This window comes from Mesorhizobium sp. M0618, from assembly GCF_040320765.1.
GTDB lineage: Bacteria > Pseudomonadota > Alphaproteobacteria > Rhizobiales > Rhizobiaceae > Mesorhizobium.
Window position 1 is genome coordinate 74,530 of the sequence record NZ_JAMYQH010000028.1, and the last position, 18,030, is coordinate 92,559.

An 18,030-nucleotide genomic window follows, 5' to 3' on the forward strand; every position below is an offset into this window, starting at 1 on the left:
AAGGTTTTTTGGGTTACCACACAACGGCCCTGCTATCGTGGCCGGCTGGCTGCCTGGCGGATCTGGTCAACGGCCTCACGCAAACCCGCTATTCCCGCTCCTTGCGCAGCTTCGCCCAATAGTCGAGCCGCTTCCTGATATCGCGCTCGAAGCCGCGCTCGGGCGGATCATAGAAGGTCTGGCGGCCCATCTTCTCCGGAAAATAATCCTGCCCCGAAAAGGCGTCCGGCTCGTCATGGTCGTAACGATAGCCGGCGCCGTAATCCTCCGCTTTCATCAGCTTGGTCGGCGCGTTGAGGATGTGCTTGGGCGGCAGCAGCGAGCCATGTTCCTTGGCGGCCCGCGTGGCGGCCTTGAAAGCGTTGTAGACGGCGTTGGATTTGGGCGCGGTGGCGAGATAGACGGTGGCCTCGGCAAAAGCCAGCTCGCCCTCGGGCGAGCCAAGATAGTCGTAGGCATCCTTGGCGGCATTGGCGACGACAAGCGCCTGCGGGTCGGCAAGGCCGATGTCTTCCATGGCCATGCGCACCAGCCGGCGGCCTAGATAGAGCGGATCCTCGCCCGCATCGAACATGCGTGCGAGATAGTAGAGAGCCGCGTCAGGGTCTGAACCGCGTACCGATTTGTGCAGCGCCGAGATCAGATTGTAATGGCCGTCCTGGCCCTTGTCGTAGATCGGCGCGCGGCGCTGGACGATGCGCTGCAGTCCCTCGGGATCGAAGACCTCGCCGGGTTTGGCTGCCCGCCAGACTTCTTCCGCGAGCGTCAGCGAGGCCCGGCCGTCGCCATCGCTCATGCGGATGAGCATGGTCCGCGCCTCGTCATCGAGCGGCAGCGCCCTGCCCTCGGTCTCCTCCGCCCGCACCATCAGCTTGGAGATGCTCTCCTCGCCAAGCGAATGGAAGACCAGAACGCGCGCGCGTGACAACAAAGCGGCATTCAGTTCGAAGGACGGGTTTTCGGTCGTAGCGCCAACCAGCACGACTGTCCCGTCCTCCATGACCGGGAGAAAGCTGTCTTGCTGGGCACGGTTGAAGCGATGGATCTCGTCGACGAACAGCAAGGTCTGGCGGCCATTGGTGCGGCGCAATTTGGCCGCTTCGAACACCTTTTTCAGGTCGGCGACGCCGGAAAAGACAGCCGATATCTGCTCGAAGGCCAGGCTGGTTTCGCCGGCAAGCAGGCGCGCCACGGTGGTCTTGCCGGTGCCGGGCGGCCCCCAGAAGATCATCGAGCCGAGCGAGCCGGAACCGATCAACCGGGTCAGCGCGCCGTCAGGGCCGGTCAGATGCTCCTGGCCGACGACCTCGCCAAGGTTTCTCGGCCGCAGCCTGTCGGCCAGCGGCCGCCCGGGCGGCGTCTCCGGTTCATCGACGCTGAACAGATCGGCCATGCACTTCTTTTTCGTTGGAGCATGAGCCCGAATGCACGGAACCCAGCCCTAATAACGCAATACCTGACGCATTATCTGCCCGCCGCGCTCGACGGTAAAGCGCCACCAGCGCGTATCCGTCTTGGCCGCCAGCTCCAGGGTCGCCGCGGTATCGATGGTGGTGCCGTTCACCTCACGCACGATGTCGCCCGGCTGGAAGCCGAAATCGGCGGCCGGAGAATCGCGGTTGATGTCGACCACGGTGACGCCCTTGATGTCCGTGCGCAGGCCAAGCCGCTGCGCGAGCCGGGGCGACAGCTCCGCGACCTTGGCGCCCGAAAACGGGCTGCGGCCATGCAGCGTCACCTCGGCAGCCTTCATGCCTTCCGGAGCACGCTCCAGCGCTATATCCATCGCCGCTTGCTGGCCCTTGGTCAAAACCGCGAAATTGGCGGTGGTGCCGATCGACAGCGTCGCCATCCGGTAGTCCAGCGCTTCGATGCTCTCGACCGGCTTGCCGTTGAGCTGCAGCACCACGTCGCCGGGCTTGAGCCCTGCCTTGGCGGCCGGACCGGTCGCTTCGACCGACGAGACCAGCGCACCGGTCGGCTTCTCCATGCCGAGCGATTCGGCGATCTGCGGCGTCACCGATTCGAACTCGGCGCCGACATAGGGCCGCTCGAAGAAGTCGAGCCCGGCCTTGGCCGCGTCGGCAAAAGCGCGAACCATGTTCGAGGGAATGGCGAAGCCGATGCCGATCGAACCACCGCTGCGGCTGTAGATGGCGGTGTTGATGCCGACCAGCTGGCCGCCCATGTTGATCAGCGCACCGCCGGAATTGCCCGGATTGATGGCGGCGTCGGTCTGGATGAAGAAGCTGGAATCGGAGACGCCGATATGGCTGCGGGCCAGTGCCGAGACGATGCCGCTGGTGGTGGTTTGGCCGACGCCGAAGGGGTTGCCGATGGCCAGCAGCAGGTCGCCGACCTCGAGCGCGTCGGAATCGCCGATGGCGATAACCGGAAACGGCTTGTCCGAGGTGATCTTGAGCACGGCGAGGTCGAGTGTCTCGTCCTTGAGCAGCACCTTGCTGTCGAACTCGCGTCCGTCCGCCGTCGCCACCTTGACCCGGTCGGCATCCTTGATGACGTGGTAATTGGTGACCACGACGCCGGTCGGATCGACCAGCACGCCGGAGCCGAGCGAAGACTGCGCACGCGGCTGCGAGCGGCCGAAGAATTCCTCGAAGAACGGATCGCCGTCGAAAGGCGACGTCACCTTGGCGGTCTGCGAGGCATAGACGTTGACCACCGCCGGGGCTGTCTGCTTGACCAGCGGCGCAAAGGACAATTGCACCTCCTCGCGGCCGAAGGGTACGCGCTTGTCGGGCCCAGCCGTGGCGTTTTCGCCTTCCACGCCATGCAGCAGGTCGGTCAGCACATCGGACAGGCCGGGATCCGTCTTGGTATCCTCGGCCAATGCTTGCCTGACCACCGGTGCGGCCGCAAACGCCATGACGGCGAAAAGCAGAACAAAGGGCAGTCTTCTGGCGCGCATTCGCGAATCCTCCAAGGCAGGTTCGGGGGCATTGTCCCGACGATTGTGCAAAATGAAAGGCTAAGCCGCTGAAATCCGACTATTTTGGGCCAAAACCCCAGGGCCAAGCCAGGAAATCGGATTCCGCCGCGGTTTGCTGCTTTCAGAAAACAAAAAAGGGGCCCGCAGGCCCCTTTGAAGTCATTTGGGAAAACCGAGCCTTATGCGGCTGCGGCGTCCGCGTCAGCGCTTTCGGCTTCGATGCGAGCGCGGTCGCCTGCGCCCTTGGCCGAGACGTCGCGATCGACGAACTCGATGACAGCCATGGCGGCGTTGTCACCGTGACGGAAGCCCGCCTTCATGATGCGCAGATAGCCGCCATTGCGGTTGGCGTAGCGCGGCGCGATGGTATCGAACAGACGCTTGACGACGCCTTCATTGCCGATCTGCGCAATGACCTGGCGGCGGGCGTGCAGGTCGCCGCGCTTGCCGAGCGTCACCAGCTTCTCGACGATCGGACGCAGGTCCTTCGCCTTCGGCAAGGTCGTGACGATCTGCTCGTGCTCGAGCAGCGACACGGCGAGGTTGGCGAACATCGACTTGCGATGGCTAATGCTTCGGGCGAAGCGACGGCCTTTGAAACCGTGGCGCATGGCTCTTTTCCTTCTTCAGTTGTTCAAGAGGCCGTGGCCTCTGATGGTTTTCCGCATGACCGTCGGATCGAGCGGCCCACGCCGCCGATCCTTGGAATTCATGCTCAATATTGGTCTTCGTAACGCTTAGCGAGGTCTTCGATATTTTCCGGCGGCCAGTCCGGCACTTCCATGCCGAGGTGCAGGCCCATCGCCGCCAGGACTTCCTTGATCTCGTTCAGCGACTTGCGGCCGAAGTTCGGGGTGCGGAGCATCTCGGCTTCGGTCTTCTGGATCAGGTCGCCGATATAGACGATGTTGTCGTTCTTCAGGCAGTTGGCCGAACGCACCGAAAGCTCGAGTTCGTCGACCTTCTTGAGCAGCGCCGGGTTGAAGGCGAGCTCGGTGACGGCCTCGGCGGCGACTTCCTTCTGCGGCTCGTCGAAGTTGACGAACAGGCCGAGCTGGTCCTGCAGGATGCGGGCGGCGAAAGCCACCGCGTCCTCGCCGGTGATCGAACCGTCGGTGTCGATCGTCATGGTCAGCTTGTCATAGTCGAGAACCTGACCCTCGCGGGTGTTCTCGACCTTGTAGGAGACCTTCTTGACCGGCGAATAAAGGCTGTCGACCGGGATGAGACCGATCGGCGCGTCTTCGGCCCGGTTGCGGTCGGCCGGCACGTAACCCTTGCCGGTGTCGACGGTGAATTCCATGCGGATTTCAGCGCCTTCGTCCAGCGTGCAGATGACGTGGTCGGGGTTGAGGATCTCGACGTCGCCAACCGTCTGGATGTCGCCGGCAAGAACAGCACCCGGTCCCTGCTTGCGAACGACCATGCGCTTGGGGCCATCGCCTTCCATGCGGATGGCGATTTCCTTGATGTTGAGGACGATGTCGGTCACGTCCTCGCGCACACCGGCGATGGACGAGAATTCATGCAGAACGCCGTCGATCTGCACGGCGGTAACAGCCGCACCGCGCAGCGAAGACAGAAGCACGCGGCGCAGCGCGTTGCCCAGCGTCAGGCCAAAGCCACGCTCGAGAGGCTCGGCGACCAGCGTGGTCAGCGTCTTCTTCTTCGACGAGAACTCGATCTTGTTCGGCTTGATCAGTTCCTGCCAATTTTTCTGGATCATGATGCTTTCCTTCCGTTGACCCGCCACCATCCAATCGTGGCGGGCGACCTGGAATGCCGCGGAGGAGCGCCCAAGGGCGCTCGCGCGGCGTTCGGTAAATGCTTAGACGCGACGCTTCTTGCGCGGGCGGCAGCCATTGTGCGGGATCGGCGTCACATCACGGATCGAGGTGATGGTGAAGCCGGCCGCCTGAAGGGCGCGCAGTGCCGATTCACGACCGGAGCCGGGTCCGCAGACCTCGACTTCGAGCATGCGCATGCCGTGTTCCTGGGCCTTCTTGGCAACATCCTCGGCGGCCATCTGGGCAGCGAACGGGGTCGACTTGCGCGAACCCTTGAAGCCCTGGGCACCGGCCGACGACCAGGCAATCGAATTGCCCTGCGCATCGGTGATGGTGATCATCGTGTTGTTGAAGGTCGAATTGACGTGGGCAACGCCCGACGAGATATTCTTGCGTTCGCGACGGCGAACACGAGCGGCTTCCTTGGCCATGATAGTCCTTTCAGTTGATCTCTACACCGCCGTAATGCCAGCGGCTCCACCTTCGTAAGGGAGTAGGGGAATAGGGCAGTAAGGGAGTAGGGAAAAGTGCGGCCCGATTGATGGGCATTCCCTACTGCCTTACCCCCCTACTCCCTTATTCCCCTAACAAATTACTTCTTCTTGCCGGCGATCGACTTGGCCGGGCCCTTGCGGGTGCGCGCATTGGTATGCGTGCGCTGGCCGCGGACCGGCAGCGAGCGGCGGTGACGCAGGCCGCGGTAGCAGCCGAGGTCCATGAGCCGCTTGATGTTCATAGAGACTTCGCGGCGCAGGTCGCCTTCAACCTGGTAATCGCGGTCGATGGTTTCGCGGATCTGCAGCACTTCCGCGTCGGTCAGCTGGTTGACGCGGCGCTCGGCCGGGATGCCGACCTTGTCGACGATCTCCTGGGCGAACCGCTTGCCAATGCCGTGAATGTACTGAAGCGCAATGACAACGCGCTTGTTGGTCGGAATGTTGACGCCGGCTATACGAGCCATGTTCTTCCCTCTCCATGTGGGCCGGCCAATCCTCAAAAACGAGGCGGGCACGGCGCTGTCTTAAGTTGCCCCGCGTCCGGTGGAGGCCGGCCCATGCGGGAGTTTCCAGTTCAATGCGGCTGCCTTGCCCTTGCGGACAAGCAAAGCTCATGCCTGATAGGAAGACGGGCCGCCATACCGCAGCGAACCGCTTCCGTCAAGTGCAATCGTTAATTTCCCCGCACTGCGTCCTTGAGCACCGCTTCGATCTGTTCCGTCACGGCGTCGATATCGGCCATGCCGTCGACACTGCGGAGCTTGCCCTTGGCATAGTAGTAGCCAATCAGCGGCGACGTCTTCTTGTAGTATTCCCTCAGGCGCTCTTCGAACACCGTCGGGTTGTCGTCCTTGCGAACGGGAAGGCCGGCTGCCTGCGCCTCGTCGGCGCGCTTGACGATCCGGCCAACCAGAGCCTTGTCGTCGACCACGAGCTCAATGACGGCGTCGAGGGCCTGGGAGCGATCCAACAGCATCTGCTCGACCGCATCCGCCTGCACCAGGGTCCGCGGATAGCCGTCGAGGATGAACCCCTTGGCGCAGTCGGGCTGATCGATACGCTCGGCGACGATCGCGTTGACGATCGCATCGGACACCAGTTCACCGGCATCCATCACCGCCTTGGCGCGCTTGCCGACTTCGGTGCCTGCCTGGACGGCAGCACGCAGCATGTCGCCCGTCGAGAGCTGGGGTATGCCGTGTTTTTCTACCAGTCTTTGTGCTTGCGTCCCCTTGCCCGCTCCTGGCGGCCCAAGCAATATCAACCTCATCTGGCTTTCTTCCCCCCGCGCAGCTTCGACTTCTTGATCAGGCCTTCATACTGGTGCGCAATCAGGTGGCCCTGAATCTGCGCAACCGTATCGAGCGTGACACTGACCACGATCAGAAGCGATGTGCCACCAAGGTAGAATGGTACGCCAGTCGCCGAGATCAGGAACTCCGGCAGCAGGCACACCAGCACCAGATAGATGGCGCCGACGACGGTGATGCGGGTGAGAACGTAATCGATGTAATCGGCGGTGCGCTCGCCCGGACGATAACCCGGGATGAAGCCTGAATGCTTCTTGAGCTGGTCGGCGGTGTCCTTCGGGTTGAAGACAATCGCAGTGTAGAAGAAAGCGAAGAACGCGATCATCGCCGCATAGAATGCCATGTAGAGCGGCTGGCCATGTCCGAGTGCAGCCAGAATGGTGCTTGCCCAGGCCGGCATGTTGGTCGTCTGCGAGAAACCCGCGACGGTGGCCGGCAGCAACAGCAGCAACGAGGCGAAGATCGGCGGAATGACACCCGACGTGTTGAGCTTCAGCGGCAGATGCGAGGTATCGCCCTGGAACATGCGGTTGCCGACCTGGCGCTTCGGATACTGGATCAGCAAGCGGCGCTGGGCGCGCTCGAAGAACACGATGAGTGCGATGACGACGACGGCCAGCACGATGATCGCCAGGATCAGGCCGGTCGACAGCGCGCCGGTGCGGCCAAGCTCCAGCGTGCCGGAGATGGCGTGCGGCAGGCCGGCGACGATGCCGGAGAAGATGATCAGCGAAATGCCGTTGCCGATGCCGCGCGCGGTGATCTGCTCGCCCAGCCACATCAGGAACATGGTGCCGCCGACCAGCGTGACGACGGTCGAGATGCGGAAGAACATGCCGGGATCGCTGACGATGCCGTTGCCGCCTTCCAGACCGACAGAAATGCCATAGGCCTGAACCAGCGCAAGCAGCACGGTGCCGTAGCGCGTGTATTGGTTGATGACCTTGCGGCCCTGTTCGCCTTCCTTCTTCAGCGCTTCCAGTGACGGGATGACCGAGGTCATCAGCTGCATGATGATGGACGCGGAGATGTAAGGCATGATGCCGAGCGCAAAGATCGCCATGCGCTGCACGGCGCCGCCGGCGAACATGTTGAACATGCCGAGCACGCCCTTGCTCTGCGAAGAGAAGGCCTGGGCAAAGGCGTCGGGATTGATACCGGGAAGCGGGATGTAGGTGCCGAGGCGATAAACGAGCAGCGCTCCGATCGTGAACCAGATGCGCTTCTTCAAATCCTCCGCCTTGGCGAAGGCCGAGAAATTCAGATTCGAGGCTAATTGTTCAGCAGCCGAAGCCATGCCTGATTCTCCGCTTGGTAACGCTTGATGGCCCTGAGGTCAGGCGGCGCGTTTCACCGAAGCTCACGAGATAAGCTCCGGGCTCTAAACATGCAAGCGGCCGCGTTGACGCGGCCGCCTCGTTGAGCAGATCAAAGCGCAATCGTGAGCAAAAACGGATCCCACTCTTGCCGATCGCGCTTCAAATTGCCGTTACTCGGCAGCTGCCTTTTCCTGCGGCAGCTTGACCGAACCGCCGGCCTTTTCGATCTTCTCGATCGCGGCCTTGGAGGCGCCGGCGACGTCAAAGGCGAGCTTCGCCTTGATCTCGCCATCCGAGAGGATGCGCACGCCGTCCTTGACGCGGCGGATGACGCCGGCGGCAACCAGCGATTCAGCCGTCACGGTCGCCTTGGCATCGAGCTTCTTGGCGTCGATGGCCACCTGAATGCGGGCCAGCGACACGACAGTGAAGCTCTTGGCGAAGATGTTGTTGAAGCCACGCTTCGGCAGGCGCCGGTAGAGCGGCATCTGGCCACCCTCGAAACCGTTGATGGCAACGCCGGAGCGCGCCTTCTGGCCCTTGACGCCGCGACCGCCGGTCTTGCCGGAGCCGGAGCCGATACCACGGCCGAGACGCTTCTTGGAGTGCGTCGCGCCGTCCTTGTCACGCAGATCGTTGAGTTTCATCTGAGTTCTCCTGCGCTCTGGCTCAGCCCTCGTCCACGACGCGGACGAGATGCTGGACGGCAGCGATCATGCCGCGCACGGAGGGCGTATCTTCCAGCGTGCGCTGCTTGTGCATCTTGTTGAGGCCGAGGCCGACCAGCGTCGCGCGCTGTTCCTTCGGACGGCGGATCGGCGAACCGATCTGCTCAACGGTGATGGTCTTGGTTGCTTTCTTGGCCATGGTCAAAATCCCTGGTCAGATCGACTATTCTTCAGCCGCAACGGCGGTGCCGCGGCGGGCCTGAAGGGTCGAATACTTGATGCCGCGAGCAGCAGCCACATCCTTGGGATGCATCTGGCTCTTCAGCGCGTCGAAGGTGGCGCGAACCATGTTGTAGGGGTTCGACGAACCCATCGACTTGGCGACCACGTCATGCATGCCGAGCGTCTCGAAGACAGCGCGCATCGGGCCACCGGCGATGATGCCGGTACCTTGCTTGGCAGCGCGCAGCAGCACGCGTCCAGCACCCCAGCGTCCTTCGACGTCATGGTGCAGCGTACGGCCCGAGCGCAGCGGCACGAAGATCATGTCGCGCTTTGCCGATTCAGTTGCCTTGCGAATAGCTTCCGGCACTTCGCGCGCCTTGCCGTGACCAAAGCCGACGCGGCCCTTCTGGTCGCCGACGACGACGAGTGCTGCAAAACCGAAGCGACGGCCGCCCTTGACGACCTTGGCGACGCGGTTGATGTGGACGAGCTTGTCCACCATGCCGTCATCGCGTTCTTCACGATCGCGGCCGCGGCCGCCATCCCTACGTTCCTGTGCCATATCCTGTTCCTTGTTTTTTTCCGGAAGCACGGTTGCTGATAAGATCCGGTGCCTCTGTGGGTCACCGGGGGCGAAATCAATTTCTTCGCATAATCCCTATCCGAAAAGTCTGCAACTTTTCGGGACTATGCTTAGAAGCTCAAGCCACCTTCACGGGCAGCCTCGGCGAGCGCCTTGACGCGGCCGTGATAGATGTAGGCGCCGCGGTCGAAGACGACTTCCTTGACGCCGGCCTTGGTGGCGCGCTCGGCGATCAGCTTGCCGATCGCGGCGGCGGCGGCGGTGTCGGCGCCGGTCTTGAGCGAAACCTTGAGGTCCTTCTCGAGCGTCGAAGCGGCAGCGATGGTGTGGCCCTTGGCGTCGTCGATGACCTGCACGTAGATGTTCTTCGACGTGCGGTGGACCGACAGACGCGGGCGCTCGCCGGCGACCTTCTTGATCTGACGGCGGACGCGCTGCGCGCGGCGCTGCGTGGATTCCTTGGTACCCATGATGGTCTTCCTTGCCTTCAAAAAACGGGGGCCGCCATATGCGGTAGGCGAAAGCGCCTCCCGCGACCGCTCCCCGCGGCGTTACACTTCCCAGCTTGGCCTTTTCCGAAAAGTCTTGGACTTTTCGAGGCCAGGCCCACTACTTCTTCTTGCCTTCCTTGCGGACGATCTTCTCGCCAGCATAGCGAACGCCCTTGCCCTTGTAGGGCTCTGGACCACGATACTCGCGGATCTCGGCCGCAACCTGGCCGACCTGCTGCTTGTCGATGCCGGCCACGGTGATTTCAGTCGGCTTCGGCACCGTGATGGTGATGCCCTGCGGCGTCTCATAGACGACGTCATGGCTGAAGCCAAGCGCCAGCTGCAGGTTCTTGCCCTGAAGTGCCGCGCGATAGCCGACGCCGGTGATCTCGAGCTTCTTCTCGAAACCGTCCTTGACGCCCTGCAGGATGTTGACGATCTGCGTGCGCGACATGCCCCACTTGGAGCGGGCGGTCTTGGTCTGGTCGCGCGGCTGAACAGCGATCTCGCTGCCTTCCATCTTGACCAGCACTTCGTCGTTCACCACGAACTTCAGCTCACCCTTGGGGCCCTTCGCCGTCACGGTCTGGCCGTTGACGGTCGCGGTCACGCCCTGCGGCAGCGAAACGGGTTTCTTTCCAATACGAGACATTTTGTTGTCCTCGTCACTTCTCTTGTTTCAGGTCTCTGTCTTCGGGAACGATCCGAAGACCGGATTCCACTTTGCGGTCAACTGCCAGATCAGAAGATCTGGCAGAGGATCTCACCGCCGACGTTCTGTTCACGTGCTTCATGGTCGGCCATCACGCCCTTCGGTGTCGAAAGGATGGCGATGCCGAGGCCGTTGGCGACCTGCGGGATCGACTTGGCCGAAACATAGACGCGGCGGCCTGGCTTCGAGACGCGGGCGATTTCGCGCACGACCGGCGCGCCGTCGAAATACTTCAGCTCGATCTCGATTTCGGACTTGCCGTTGTCGAAGTCGGTCTGGCTGTAATCGCGGATATAGCCTTCAGCCTTCAGCACGTCGAGGACGCGGGTGCGCAGACGCGAAGCCGGCGTCGAAACGCTCGACTTCTTGCGGCCATACGCGTTGCGGATGCGGGTCAGCATATCGCCGAGAGGATCGCTCAATGACATGTTATGTCCTCCTTACCAGCTCGACTTGACCAGGCCCGGGATCTGGCCGTTATTGCCGAGATCACGAAGCGCGATGCGCGATACTTTGAGCTTGCGATAGTAGGCGCGCGGACGGCCGGTGACTTCGCAGCGGTTGCGGATGCGGATCTTGGCCGAGTTGCGCGGCATGGCGGCAAGCTTGAGCTGAGCGCGGAAGCGCTCTTCCATCGGCTTGGACTGATCCATGATGATCGCCTTGAGCGCAGCCCGCTTGGGACCGTACTGGTCGGCAAGCTTGCGGCGCCTGTTGTTCTTCTCGACTGAGCTGGTCTTTGCCATTTCAGATTTTTCCTTTTCTCGCTGCCGTTACTGGCGGAAGGGGAAGTTGAAGGCCTTGAGCAATGCCCTGGCTTCGTCGTCCGTCTTCGCAGTCGTACAAACGATGACGTCCATGCCCCAGATCTGATCAACCTTGTCGTAGTTGATCTCCGGGAACACGATGTGTTCCTTGATGCCCATGGCGTAGTTGCCACGGCCATCGAAGCTCTTCGGATTCAGTCCGCGAAAGTCGCGGACGCGCGGCAGTGCGATGTTCACGAGGCGGTCGAGGAACTCGTACATGCGTTCCTTGCGCAACGTGACCTTGGCACCGATCGGCATCTTCTCGCGGACCTTGAAGCCGGCGATCGAATTGCGGGCGCGGGTGACGACGGCCTTCTGGCCGGCGATCATCGCCAGGTCTTCGGCCGCGATCGAAGGCTTCTTCGAATCGGCGGTCGCTTCGCCAACGCCCATGTTCAGCACGATCTTGTCGATGCGCGGAACCTGCATCTCGTTGTCGTAGCCGAACTGTTCCTGCAGCGCCTTGCGGATGGTCTCGTTGTAGACCTGCTTGAGGCGCGGCGTGTTCTGAGCCTTGGACTGTTTGCTTTCAGCCTTGGGCTTCGTGGTTTGAGCCTTAGCCATTGATGACTTCTCCCGAGCGCTTGGCGACGCGCACCTTCTTGCCGTCCTTCTGGAAGATGAAGCCGACGCGGGTCGGCTTGCCATCCTTGGGGTCGGCCAGCGCGATGTTCGACAGCTGGATCGGCGCTTCCTTGGTGATGATCCCGCCCTCTTGGGACTGGGACTGCTTCTGGTGACGGCGGATCATGTTGACGCCGCGCACCAGCGCGGTGTCTTCCTTCGGCTGCACCGAGAGGACTTCGCCCGAACGGCCCTTGTCCTTGCCGGCCAGCACGACGACCTTGTCGCCTTTTCTAATCTTTTGCATTGGTCCGGCTCCTTACAGCACTTCAGGCGCGAGCGAGATGATCTTCATGTGGTTCTTGGCGCGGAGTTCGCGCGGAACCGGTCCGAAGATACGCGTGCCGATCGGCTCTTTCTTGTTGTCGACGAGAACGGCCGCGTTCTTGTCGAAACGGATCACGCTGCCGTCCGGGCGGCGGATGTCCTTGGCCGTGCGAACCACGACCGCCTTCATCACATCGCCCTTCTTCACGCGGCCGCGCGGAATGGCTTCCTTGATCGACACCACGATGATGTCGCCCACGGAAGCGTATTTCCGCTTCGAGCCGCCCAGCACCTTGATGCACATGACACGACGGGCGCCGGAATTATCCGCGACGTCGAGGTTTGTTTGCATCTGAATCATGACTGGCCGCCTTCTTCTCTTCTAACGGGATGGGCTCAAAGCCCCTCCCCGGTCTGTCCAAAATTCGTTGTTTACGCCCGAGGTCAGGCTTGGTCCGAAGACACGACGATCCAGCGCTTGTCCTTGGAAATCGGCTTCGATTCCTGGATGAACACCTGATCGCCTACCTTGTGGGCGTTGTTCTCGTCGTGCGCCTTGTACTTCTTGGTCATGCGCACGGTCTTCTTCATCACGGGATGCGTGAAGCGCCGTTCGACCTTGACGACAACCGTCTTCTCGTTCTTGTCGCTGACGACGGTGCCCTGCAGAATGCGCTTTGGCATGGTTTTCGTCCTTAAGCCTTCTTAGCCGCGGACTTTTCCGCAGCGATGGTCTTGATACGCGCAATATCCTTACGGACCTGTCTCACGCGCGCGGTCTTCTCGAGCTGGCCGGTGGCCTTCTGGAAGCGCAGGTTGAACTGCTCCTTCTTCAGGCTGGCCAGGTCGTCGGTCAGCTGGTCCTGGGTCTTGGTCCGGATGTCTTCGGCTTTCATGATCAGCCCGTCCTTATTCTGCGATGCGCTGCACGAAGCGCGTCTTGACCGAGAGCTTGGCCGCGCCGAGACGCAGTGCCTCACGGGCGGTTTCTTCATTGACGCCGTCGATCTCGAACATGATACGGCCCGGCTTGACGCGCGCCGCCCAGTAGTCGACCGCACCCTTGCCCTTACCCATGCGGACTTCGGTCGGCTTCGAAGTGACCGGCACGTCCGGGAAAATACGGATCCAGACGCGACCAGCGCGCTTCATTTCACGCGTGATCGCGCGGCGGGCCGCCTCGATCTCACGTGCGGTGACGCGGTTCGGCTCAAGCGCCTTCAGCCCGAAACCACCGAAATCCAGGTTGGTGCCGCCCTTTGCGGTACCATGGATACGGCCCTTGAACTGCTTGCGGAACTTTGTGCGCTTTGGCTGCAGCATCGTTCTAACTCCAAATTCCTAAATGTCTCAGGCGTTTTCGCGACGACGACCGCGTTCGCGATCACCACCACCGCCATGCGCTGCATCGCTTTCGCTGGCCCGACGCTCCGAAGCCATCGGGTCATGCTCAAGGATTTCGCCCTTGAACACCCAGACCTTGACGCCGCAGATGCCATAAGCCGTGTGCGCTTCGGCCGTACCGTAGTCGACGTCCGCACGCAGCGTATGCAGCGGCACGCGGCCTTCGCGATACCATTCCATGCGCGCGATCTCGGCGCCGCCGAGGCGGCCGGCGCAGTTGATGCGGATGCCTTCGGCACCGAGGCGCATCGCCGACTGAACGGCGCGCTTCATGGCGCGGCGGAACGCGATACGACGCTCGAGCTGCTGGGCGATCGACTGGGCGACCAGGGTCGCGTCGATCTCCGGCTTGCGCACTTCAACGATGTTAAGGTGCGTCTCGGACTTCGTCATCTCCATCAGCTTCTTGCGAAGCTTCTCGATGTCGGCGCCCTTCTTGCCGATGATCAGGCCCGGGCGCGCAGCGTGGATGGTGACACGGCACTTCTTGTGCGGACGCTCGATCACGACCTTCGAGATGGCAGCCTGCTTGAGCTCCTTCTCGAGATACTTGCGGATCTTGATGTCCTCATGCAGCAGCTTGCCGTACTCGCCGGTGTTCGCGAACCAGCGCGAATCCCAGGTGCGGTTGATGCCGAGGCGAAGACCGATCGGATTGACTTTCTGGCCCATTATGCGGCCTCCCCTTTTTCTTCGACTTCACGAACGACGATCGTGAGGTGCGAGAACGGCTTCTCGATACGGCTGGCGCGACCGCGGCCACGGGCATGGAACCGCTTCATGACGATCGACTTGCCGACATAGGCTTCCGCCACGATCAGTGCATCGACATCCAGGTCGTGGTTGTTTTCCGCGTTGGCGATTGCCGATTCCAGCGTCTTCTTGACCGTGCCGGAAATCCGCTTGGCCGAGAATTCGAGATCGGAAAGCGCTGTCGCGACCTTCTTGCCGCGGATCAGCGCGGCAACGAGGTTGAGCTTCTGCGGGCTGATACGGATCGTGCGCAATACGGCGCGCGCTTCGTTATCAGCAAGCCTGCGCGGAGCTTTGGCCTTGCCCATGATTATTTCCTCTTCGCCTTCTTATCCGCGCCGTGACCGTAATAGGTCCGGGTCGGAGCGAATTCACCGAACTTGTGACCGACCATGTCCTCGTTCACCGAGACGGGAACATGCTTCTGGCCGTTGTAGACACCGAAGGTGAAGCCGACGAACTGCGGCAGGATGGTGGAGCGACGGCTCCACATCTTGATCACCTCATTGCGACCACCTTCACGAACCTTGTCCACCTTCTTGAGAAGGTAGCCGTCAATGAAGGGGCCTTTCCAAATCGAACGAGTCACTTGGCGTTACCTCTTCTTAGCTCTTGCGCTGATGGCGCGAGCGCAGGATGAACTTGTCGGTCGCCTTGTTGGACCGCGTCTTCTTGCCCTTGGTCGGCTTGCCCCAGGGCGAAACCGGATGGCGGCCACCCGAGGTGCGGCCTTCGCCGCCGCCGTGCGGATGGTCGACCGGGTTCATGGTCACGCCGCGATTGTGCGGGCGCTTGCCACGCCAAACCGTGCGACCGGCCTTGCCGTCATTGATGTTGCCGTGGTCCGGATTGGACACGGCGCCAACAGTGGCCATGCAGGAGCCGTGAACGACACGCTGCTCGCCCGAATTGAGGCGCAGGATCGCCATGCCCTGGTCACGACCGACCAGCTGACCGTAACCACCTGCCGAACGGGCGACCTGAGCGCCCTTGCCCGGCTTCAGCTCGATGTTGTGGACGATGGTGCCGACCGGCATCGAAGCCAGCGGCATCGCATTGCCCGGCTTCACGTCGACCGATTCACCGGACACGATCTTGTCGCCGGGAGCCAGACGCTGCGGAGCGATGATGTAGGACAGCTCGCCATCATCATACTTGATCAGCGCGATGAAAGCGGTGCGGTTCGGATCGTATTCAATGCGCTCGACCGTGCCGACGACGTCGAACTTGCGGCGCTTGAAGTCGATGATGCGGTACGAACGCTTGTGACCACCGCCGATGAAGCGGGCGGTGATGCGACCATGATTGTTGCGGCCGCCCGACTTGGTCAGGCCTTCGGTCAGACCCTTGACGGGCTTGCCCTTGTAGAGGCCCGAGCGGTCGACGATGACCAGCTGACGGGTGCTGGGCGTTACCGGGTTGAATTTTTTCAGTGCCATTGTTCTGTCCTCGCGGCCTTGCTCAGAGACCCGTCGCGACGTCGATCGACTGGCCATCGGCCAGCGTCACAACCGCCTTCTTGACGTCGCTCTGGCGGCCAACCGTGCCACGGAAGCGCTTGATCTTGCCCTTGCGGACAAGCGTGTTCACGGCCATCACCTTGACGCCGAACAGCGCTTCGACGGCGGCCTTGATTTCCGGCTTCGACGCCTTCTTGGCGACGTTGAAGACGACCTTGTTCTGCTCGGAGGCCATGGTCGACTTTTCGGTGATCGCCGGCGAGACGATCACGTCGTAATGACGAAGGTCGGTCATTTAAAACGCTCCTCGAGAGCCTCGACGGCGGCCTTCGAAAGGACCAGCGTGCCGCGGCGCAGAATGTCGTAGACGTTGATGCCCTGGATGGGCAGCACGTCGATGTTGGGGATGTTCGTCGCCGCCAGCTTGAAGTTCTTGTCAAGCTCGGCGCCGCCGATCAGCAAAGCGTTGGTCAGGCCCAGCGTCGCGAAATTCGCGATCAGCGCCTTCGTCTTGGCCTCGGTCAGCTTCAGCTCGTCGATGATGATGATCGACGCGCTCTTGGCCTTGGCCGAGAGAGCATGCTTGAGGCCGAGAGCACGAACCTTCTTCGGCAGTTCGTGCTCGTGGCTGCGAACGACCGGGCCGTGGGCCTTGCCGCCGCCGCGAAACTGCGGAGCGCGTGCCGAATGGTGACGGGCACGGCCCGTACCCTTCTGCTTGTACATCTTGGCGCCGGTGCGCGCGATCTCGGCGCGACCCTTGGTCTTGTGCGTGCCCTGCTGCTTCTTGGCGAGCTGCCAGCGCACGACGCGCTGCAGGATGTCTTCGCGCGGATCAAGGCCGAAAATCTCGTCGGAGAGTTCCACCTTGCCGGCGTCCTTGCCGCCCAGCGTTGTGATCTTGAGATCCATTATTCCGCTCCCTCTGTGGCCGGAGCCTCGTTCTTGGCGCCACTTTCGGCAGCAACGGCGCGGATCGCGGCAGGCTTCGGCGCATTGGCCGGCAGTGCCACCTTGGCCGCATCGCGGACCAGGATCCAGGCGCCCTTCGATCCGGGAACCGCACCGCGGATCAGGATCAGGCCGCGGTCGGCGTCGGTCGATACGATCTCGACATTCTGCGTGGTGACGCGGGTGTCGCCCATGTGGCCAGCCATATGCTTGCCCTTGAACACCTTGCCCGGGTCCTGGCGCTGGCCGGTCGAACCGTGCGTACGGTGCGAAACCGAGTTACCGTGCGTCGCACGGCCACCGCCCATGTGGTGGCGCTTAATGACGCCCTGAAAACCCTTGCCGATCGTCGTGCCCGTCACATCGACCTTCTGGCCGGCGACGAAGTGCTCGACGGTGATCTCCGCGCCGACATCGATCATGTTGTCGGCGGAGACGCGGAACTCGGCGACCTTCGCCTTCGGCTCGACGGAAGCGGTCGCGAAATGGCCGCGCATCGCCTTCGACGTGTTCTTCACCTTGGCAAGGCCAACGCCGAGCTGAACGGCGGTGTAGCCATTCTTCTCTTGCGTGCGCTGGGCCACGACCTGGCAGTTCTCCATCAGGAGAACGGTGACGGGAACATGTTCCCCGGCATCGTTATAGATGCGGGTCATTCCCACCTTTTTTGCAATCACACCTGAACGCATCGGTTCAATTCCTTTAGAGTTCCGGGCCAGGGGCACCGCCCCTTACCGCGCTCTCATTCCCTTAGAGCTTGATCTCGACGTCGACGCCGGCGGCCAGATCGAGCTTCATCAAAGCATCGACCGTCTGCGGGGTCGGATCGACGATGTCGAGCAGACGCTTGTGCGTGCGCATCTCGAACTGCTCGCGGCTCTTCTTGTCGACGTGAGGCGACCGGTTGACCGTGAACTTTTCGATCCGCGTCGGCAGCGGAATGGGGCCGCGGACGTTTGCACCGGTACGCTTGGCCGTCGACACGATTTCTTTCGTCGAGGCGTCGAGCACGCGGTGGTCAAACGCCTTAAGGCGGATGCGGATATTCTGTCCGTTCATGCGTCACTTCCTTGTTCTGGCGCGGCGCGGGCAACTCCCGCGCCCGCGACAGATCGGTTTAAGTCCAAATTACTCTTTGATGGTGACGACGATGCCGGCACCGACGGTGCGGCCGCCTTCACGGATGGCGAAGCGCAGCTTCTCTTCCATGGCGATCGGCA

General features: G+C 62.0%; 30 protein-coding genes. All 30 read right to left on the reverse strand.

The genetic code is table 11. From position 1 onward, the window contains the following. Nucleotides 1-88 precede the first annotated feature (88 nt). A complete protein-coding gene (locus tag NKJ04_RS25715; protein WP_352677889.1) occupies nt 89-1,393 on the reverse strand; it encodes a replication-associated recombination protein A in 1,305 nt (434 codons plus the stop codon). A gap of 48 nt (nt 1,394-1,441) precedes the next feature. Continuing rightward, nucleotides 1,442-2,929 carry a DegQ family serine endoprotease gene (locus NKJ04_RS25720; protein WP_352677891.1) on the reverse strand — a complete coding sequence of 496 codons (1,488 nt, stop codon included), beginning with the start codon at nt 2,927-2,929 and terminating at the stop codon, nt 1,442-1,444. 200 nt (nt 2,930-3,129) lie between these two features. Beyond that, nucleotides 3,130-3,561 carry a 50S ribosomal protein L17 gene (gene rplQ, locus NKJ04_RS25725; protein WP_013531439.1) on the reverse strand — a complete coding sequence of 144 codons (432 nt, stop codon included), beginning with the start codon at nt 3,559-3,561 and terminating at the stop codon, nt 3,130-3,132. Nucleotides 3,562-3,665: 104 nt separating this feature from the next. Then, a complete protein-coding gene (locus NKJ04_RS25730) occupies nt 3,666-4,676 on the reverse strand; it encodes a DNA-directed RNA polymerase subunit alpha (RefSeq protein WP_023812081.1) in 1,011 nt (336 codons plus the stop codon). 102 nt (nt 4,677-4,778) lie between these two features. Continuing rightward, nucleotides 4,779-5,168 (reverse strand): 30S ribosomal protein S11, encoded by a 390-nt coding sequence (gene rpsK, locus NKJ04_RS25735; protein WP_006205444.1) that lies wholly within the window; start codon nt 5,166-5,168, stop codon nt 4,779-4,781. 161 nt (nt 5,169-5,329) lie between these two features. After that, the gene (rpsM, locus tag NKJ04_RS25740; protein ID WP_013531437.1) at nt 5,330-5,698 is read right to left on the reverse strand and encodes a 30S ribosomal protein S13; all 369 of its coding nucleotides are present in this window, start codon (nt 5,696-5,698) and stop codon (nt 5,330-5,332) included. A gap of 209 nt (nt 5,699-5,907) precedes the next feature. After that, a complete protein-coding gene (locus NKJ04_RS25745; protein ID WP_023812082.1) occupies nt 5,908-6,504 on the reverse strand; it encodes an adenylate kinase in 597 nt (198 codons plus the stop codon). Beyond that, nucleotides 6,501-7,841 (reverse strand): preprotein translocase subunit SecY, encoded by a 1,341-nt coding sequence (secY, locus tag NKJ04_RS25750; protein ID WP_352677894.1) that lies wholly within the window; start codon nt 7,839-7,841, stop codon nt 6,501-6,503. The genes NKJ04_RS25745 and secY overlap by 4 nt, the downstream gene beginning before the upstream one ends. Nucleotides 7,842-8,033: 192 nt before the next feature. Then, the gene (gene rplO, locus NKJ04_RS25755) at nt 8,034-8,510 is read right to left on the reverse strand and encodes a 50S ribosomal protein L15 (protein WP_013531434.1); all 477 of its coding nucleotides are present in this window, start codon (nt 8,508-8,510) and stop codon (nt 8,034-8,036) included. 22 nt (nt 8,511-8,532) lie between these two features. Continuing rightward, on the reverse strand, nt 8,533-8,730 hold the full coding sequence (rpmD, locus tag NKJ04_RS25760) for a 50S ribosomal protein L30 (RefSeq protein WP_006205449.1): 198 nt from the start codon (nt 8,728-8,730) through the stop codon (nt 8,533-8,535). Nucleotides 8,731-8,754: 24 nt separating this feature from the next. Next, nucleotides 8,755-9,318, reverse strand: coding sequence for a 30S ribosomal protein S5 (gene rpsE / locus NKJ04_RS25765; protein ID WP_006333394.1), 564 nt, complete (start codon nt 9,316-9,318; stop codon nt 8,755-8,757). A gap of 131 nt (nt 9,319-9,449) precedes the next feature. Then, the gene (gene rplR, locus NKJ04_RS25770; protein ID WP_352677896.1) at nt 9,450-9,809 is read right to left on the reverse strand and encodes a 50S ribosomal protein L18; all 360 of its coding nucleotides are present in this window, start codon (nt 9,807-9,809) and stop codon (nt 9,450-9,452) included. A gap of 139 nt (nt 9,810-9,948) precedes the next feature. Continuing rightward, complete coding sequence (gene rplF, locus NKJ04_RS25775) at nt 9,949-10,482, reverse strand: 50S ribosomal protein L6 (protein ID WP_013531432.1); 534 nt, start codon at nt 10,480-10,482, stop codon at nt 9,949-9,951. A gap of 89 nt (nt 10,483-10,571) precedes the next feature. Next, nucleotides 10,572-10,970: a 30S ribosomal protein S8 gene (gene rpsH / locus NKJ04_RS25780; protein WP_013531431.1), complete on the reverse strand. Its 399-nt coding sequence runs from the start codon at nt 10,968-10,970 to the stop codon at nt 10,572-10,574. A gap of 12 nt (nt 10,971-10,982) precedes the next feature. Continuing rightward, nucleotides 10,983-11,288, reverse strand: coding sequence for a 30S ribosomal protein S14 (gene rpsN, locus NKJ04_RS25785; RefSeq protein WP_013895695.1), 306 nt, complete (start codon nt 11,286-11,288; stop codon nt 10,983-10,985). Nucleotides 11,289-11,315: 27 nt separating this feature from the next. Further along, a complete protein-coding gene (rplE, locus tag NKJ04_RS25790; protein WP_013531429.1) occupies nt 11,316-11,915 on the reverse strand; it encodes a 50S ribosomal protein L5 in 600 nt (199 codons plus the stop codon). Continuing rightward, complete coding sequence (gene rplX / locus NKJ04_RS25795; protein ID WP_013531428.1) at nt 11,908-12,222, reverse strand: 50S ribosomal protein L24; 315 nt, start codon at nt 12,220-12,222, stop codon at nt 11,908-11,910. Before rplX ends, rplE begins: the two co-directional genes overlap by 8 nt. Before the next feature lie 12 nt (nt 12,223-12,234). Further along, nucleotides 12,235-12,603 (reverse strand): 50S ribosomal protein L14, encoded by a 369-nt coding sequence (rplN, locus tag NKJ04_RS25800; protein WP_006205457.1) that lies wholly within the window; start codon nt 12,601-12,603, stop codon nt 12,235-12,237. Nucleotides 12,604-12,686: 83 nt separating this feature from the next. Further along, complete coding sequence (gene rpsQ / locus NKJ04_RS25805; protein WP_010909280.1) at nt 12,687-12,926, reverse strand: 30S ribosomal protein S17; 240 nt, start codon at nt 12,924-12,926, stop codon at nt 12,687-12,689. Nucleotides 12,927-12,937: 11 nt separating this feature from the next. Further along, entirely contained in the window at nt 12,938-13,138 is a 201-nt protein-coding gene (gene rpmC / locus NKJ04_RS25810; protein WP_006205459.1) for a 50S ribosomal protein L29, read from the reverse strand. A 13-nt stretch (nt 13,139-13,151) separates the two neighbouring features. Next, a complete protein-coding gene (rplP, locus tag NKJ04_RS25815; protein WP_013531427.1) occupies nt 13,152-13,565 on the reverse strand; it encodes a 50S ribosomal protein L16 in 414 nt (137 codons plus the stop codon). 27 nt (nt 13,566-13,592) lie between these two features. Next, nucleotides 13,593-14,318 carry a 30S ribosomal protein S3 gene (gene rpsC, locus NKJ04_RS25820; protein WP_013531426.1) on the reverse strand — a complete coding sequence of 242 codons (726 nt, stop codon included), beginning with the start codon at nt 14,316-14,318 and terminating at the stop codon, nt 13,593-13,595. Next, nucleotides 14,318-14,707 carry a 50S ribosomal protein L22 gene (rplV, locus tag NKJ04_RS25825; protein WP_006205462.1) on the reverse strand — a complete coding sequence of 130 codons (390 nt, stop codon included), beginning with the start codon at nt 14,705-14,707 and terminating at the stop codon, nt 14,318-14,320. The genes rpsC and rplV overlap by 1 nt, the downstream gene beginning before the upstream one ends. Nucleotides 14,708-14,709: 2 nt before the next feature. Then, complete coding sequence (rpsS, locus tag NKJ04_RS25830; RefSeq protein ID WP_006205463.1) at nt 14,710-14,988, reverse strand: 30S ribosomal protein S19; 279 nt, start codon at nt 14,986-14,988, stop codon at nt 14,710-14,712. A gap of 16 nt (nt 14,989-15,004) precedes the next feature. Next, nucleotides 15,005-15,838: a 50S ribosomal protein L2 gene (rplB, locus tag NKJ04_RS25835; protein ID WP_024505067.1), complete on the reverse strand. Its 834-nt coding sequence runs from the start codon at nt 15,836-15,838 to the stop codon at nt 15,005-15,007. Nucleotides 15,839-15,860: 22 nt separating this feature from the next. Then, entirely contained in the window at nt 15,861-16,154 is a 294-nt protein-coding gene (locus tag NKJ04_RS25840; RefSeq protein ID WP_013531424.1) for a 50S ribosomal protein L23, read from the reverse strand. Beyond that, a complete protein-coding gene (gene rplD, locus NKJ04_RS25845; RefSeq protein WP_013531423.1) occupies nt 16,151-16,771 on the reverse strand; it encodes a 50S ribosomal protein L4 in 621 nt (206 codons plus the stop codon). The genes NKJ04_RS25840 and rplD overlap by 4 nt, the downstream gene beginning before the upstream one ends. Beyond that, the gene (rplC, locus tag NKJ04_RS25850; protein ID WP_013531422.1) at nt 16,771-17,499 is read right to left on the reverse strand and encodes a 50S ribosomal protein L3; all 729 of its coding nucleotides are present in this window, start codon (nt 17,497-17,499) and stop codon (nt 16,771-16,773) included. The genes rplD and rplC overlap by 1 nt, the downstream gene beginning before the upstream one ends. Before the next feature lie 61 nt (nt 17,500-17,560). Next, a complete protein-coding gene (gene rpsJ / locus NKJ04_RS25855) occupies nt 17,561-17,869 on the reverse strand; it encodes a 30S ribosomal protein S10 (protein ID WP_010909272.1) in 309 nt (102 codons plus the stop codon). A gap of 69 nt (nt 17,870-17,938) precedes the next feature. Continuing rightward, on the reverse strand, nt 17,939-18,030 hold a 92-nt coding region (locus NKJ04_RS25860; protein ID WP_023785181.1), incomplete at its 5' end, for an EF-Tu C-terminal domain-related protein.

What these genes read in the sequence shown, in the direction of transcription:
- rplO (WP_013531434.1), bottom strand. Translation starts at nt 8,510, where the DNA reads ATGAAACTCAACGATCTGCGTGACAAGGACGGCGCGACGCACTCCAAG.
- rpsQ (WP_010909280.1), bottom strand. Translation starts at nt 12,926, where the DNA reads ATGCCAAAGCGCATTCTGCAGGGCACCGTCGTCAGCGACAAGAACGAG.
- rpsK (WP_006205444.1), bottom strand. Translation starts at nt 5,168, where the DNA reads ATGGCCAAGGAAGCCGCTCGTGTTCGCCGTCGCGAACGCAAGAATATC.
- rpsN (WP_013895695.1), bottom strand. Translation starts at nt 11,288, where the DNA reads ATGGCAAAGACCAGCTCAGTCGAGAAGAACAACAGGCGCCGCAAGCTT.
- NKJ04_RS25745 (WP_023812082.1), bottom strand. Translation starts at nt 6,504, where the DNA reads ATGAGGTTGATATTGCTTGGGCCGCCAGGAGCGGGCAAGGGGACGCAA.
- rplX (WP_013531428.1), bottom strand. Translation starts at nt 12,222, where the DNA reads ATGCAAAAGATTAGAAAAGGCGACAAGGTCGTCGTGCTGGCCGGCAAG.
- secY (WP_352677894.1), bottom strand. Translation starts at nt 7,841, where the DNA reads ATGGCTTCGGCTGCTGAACAATTAGCCTCGAATCTGAATTTCTCGGCC.
- rplN (WP_006205457.1), bottom strand. Translation starts at nt 12,603, where the DNA reads ATGATTCAGATGCAAACAAACCTCGACGTCGCGGATAATTCCGGCGCC.
- NKJ04_RS25715 (WP_352677889.1), bottom strand. Translation starts at nt 1,393, where the DNA reads ATGGCCGATCTGTTCAGCGTCGATGAACCGGAGACGCCGCCCGGGCGG.
- rpsM (WP_013531437.1), bottom strand. Translation starts at nt 5,698, where the DNA reads ATGGCTCGTATAGCCGGCGTCAACATTCCGACCAACAAGCGCGTTGTC.
- NKJ04_RS25730 (WP_023812081.1), bottom strand. Translation starts at nt 4,676, where the DNA reads ATGATCCAGAAAAATTGGCAGGAACTGATCAAGCCGAACAAGATCGAG.
- NKJ04_RS25840 (WP_013531424.1), bottom strand. Translation starts at nt 16,154, where the DNA reads ATGACCGACCTTCGTCATTACGACGTGATCGTCTCGCCGGCGATCACC.
- rplR (WP_352677896.1), bottom strand. Translation starts at nt 9,809, where the DNA reads ATGGGTACCAAGGAATCCACGCAGCGCCGCGCGCAGCGCGTCCGCCGT.
- rplC (WP_013531422.1), bottom strand. Translation starts at nt 17,499, where the DNA reads ATGCGTTCAGGTGTGATTGCAAAAAAGGTGGGAATGACCCGCATCTAT.
- rplP (WP_013531427.1), bottom strand. Translation starts at nt 13,565, where the DNA reads ATGCTGCAGCCAAAGCGCACAAAGTTCCGCAAGCAGTTCAAGGGCCGT.
- rplF (WP_013531432.1), bottom strand. Translation starts at nt 10,482, where the DNA reads ATGTCTCGTATTGGAAAGAAACCCGTTTCGCTGCCGCAGGGCGTGACC.
- rplV (WP_006205462.1), bottom strand. Translation starts at nt 14,707, where the DNA reads ATGGGCAAGGCCAAAGCTCCGCGCAGGCTTGCTGATAACGAAGCGCGC.
- rpsC (WP_013531426.1), bottom strand. Translation starts at nt 14,318, where the DNA reads ATGGGCCAGAAAGTCAATCCGATCGGTCTTCGCCTCGGCATCAACCGC.
- rplB (WP_024505067.1), bottom strand. Translation starts at nt 15,838, where the DNA reads ATGGCACTGAAAAAATTCAACCCGGTAACGCCCAGCACCCGTCAGCTG.
- rpsJ (WP_010909272.1), bottom strand. Translation starts at nt 17,869, where the DNA reads ATGAACGGACAGAATATCCGCATCCGCCTTAAGGCGTTTGACCACCGC.
- rplQ (WP_013531439.1), bottom strand. Translation starts at nt 3,561, where the DNA reads ATGCGCCACGGTTTCAAAGGCCGTCGCTTCGCCCGAAGCATTAGCCAT.
- rpmD (WP_006205449.1), bottom strand. Translation starts at nt 8,730, where the DNA reads ATGGCCAAGAAAGCAACCAAGACCATCACCGTTGAGCAGATCGGTTCG.
- rplD (WP_013531423.1), bottom strand. Translation starts at nt 16,771, where the DNA reads ATGGATCTCAAGATCACAACGCTGGGCGGCAAGGACGCCGGCAAGGTG.
- rplE (WP_013531429.1), bottom strand. Translation starts at nt 11,915, where the DNA reads ATGGCTAAGGCTCAAACCACGAAGCCCAAGGCTGAAAGCAAACAGTCC.
- rpmC (WP_006205459.1), bottom strand. Translation starts at nt 13,138, where the DNA reads ATGAAAGCCGAAGACATCCGGACCAAGACCCAGGACCAGCTGACCGAC.
- rpsH (WP_013531431.1), bottom strand. Translation starts at nt 10,970, where the DNA reads ATGTCATTGAGCGATCCTCTCGGCGATATGCTGACCCGCATCCGCAAC.
- rpsE (WP_006333394.1), bottom strand. Translation starts at nt 9,318, where the DNA reads ATGGCACAGGAACGTAGGGATGGCGGCCGCGGCCGCGATCGTGAAGAA.
- NKJ04_RS25720 (WP_352677891.1), bottom strand. Translation starts at nt 2,929, where the DNA reads ATGCGCGCCAGAAGACTGCCCTTTGTTCTGCTTTTCGCCGTCATGGCG.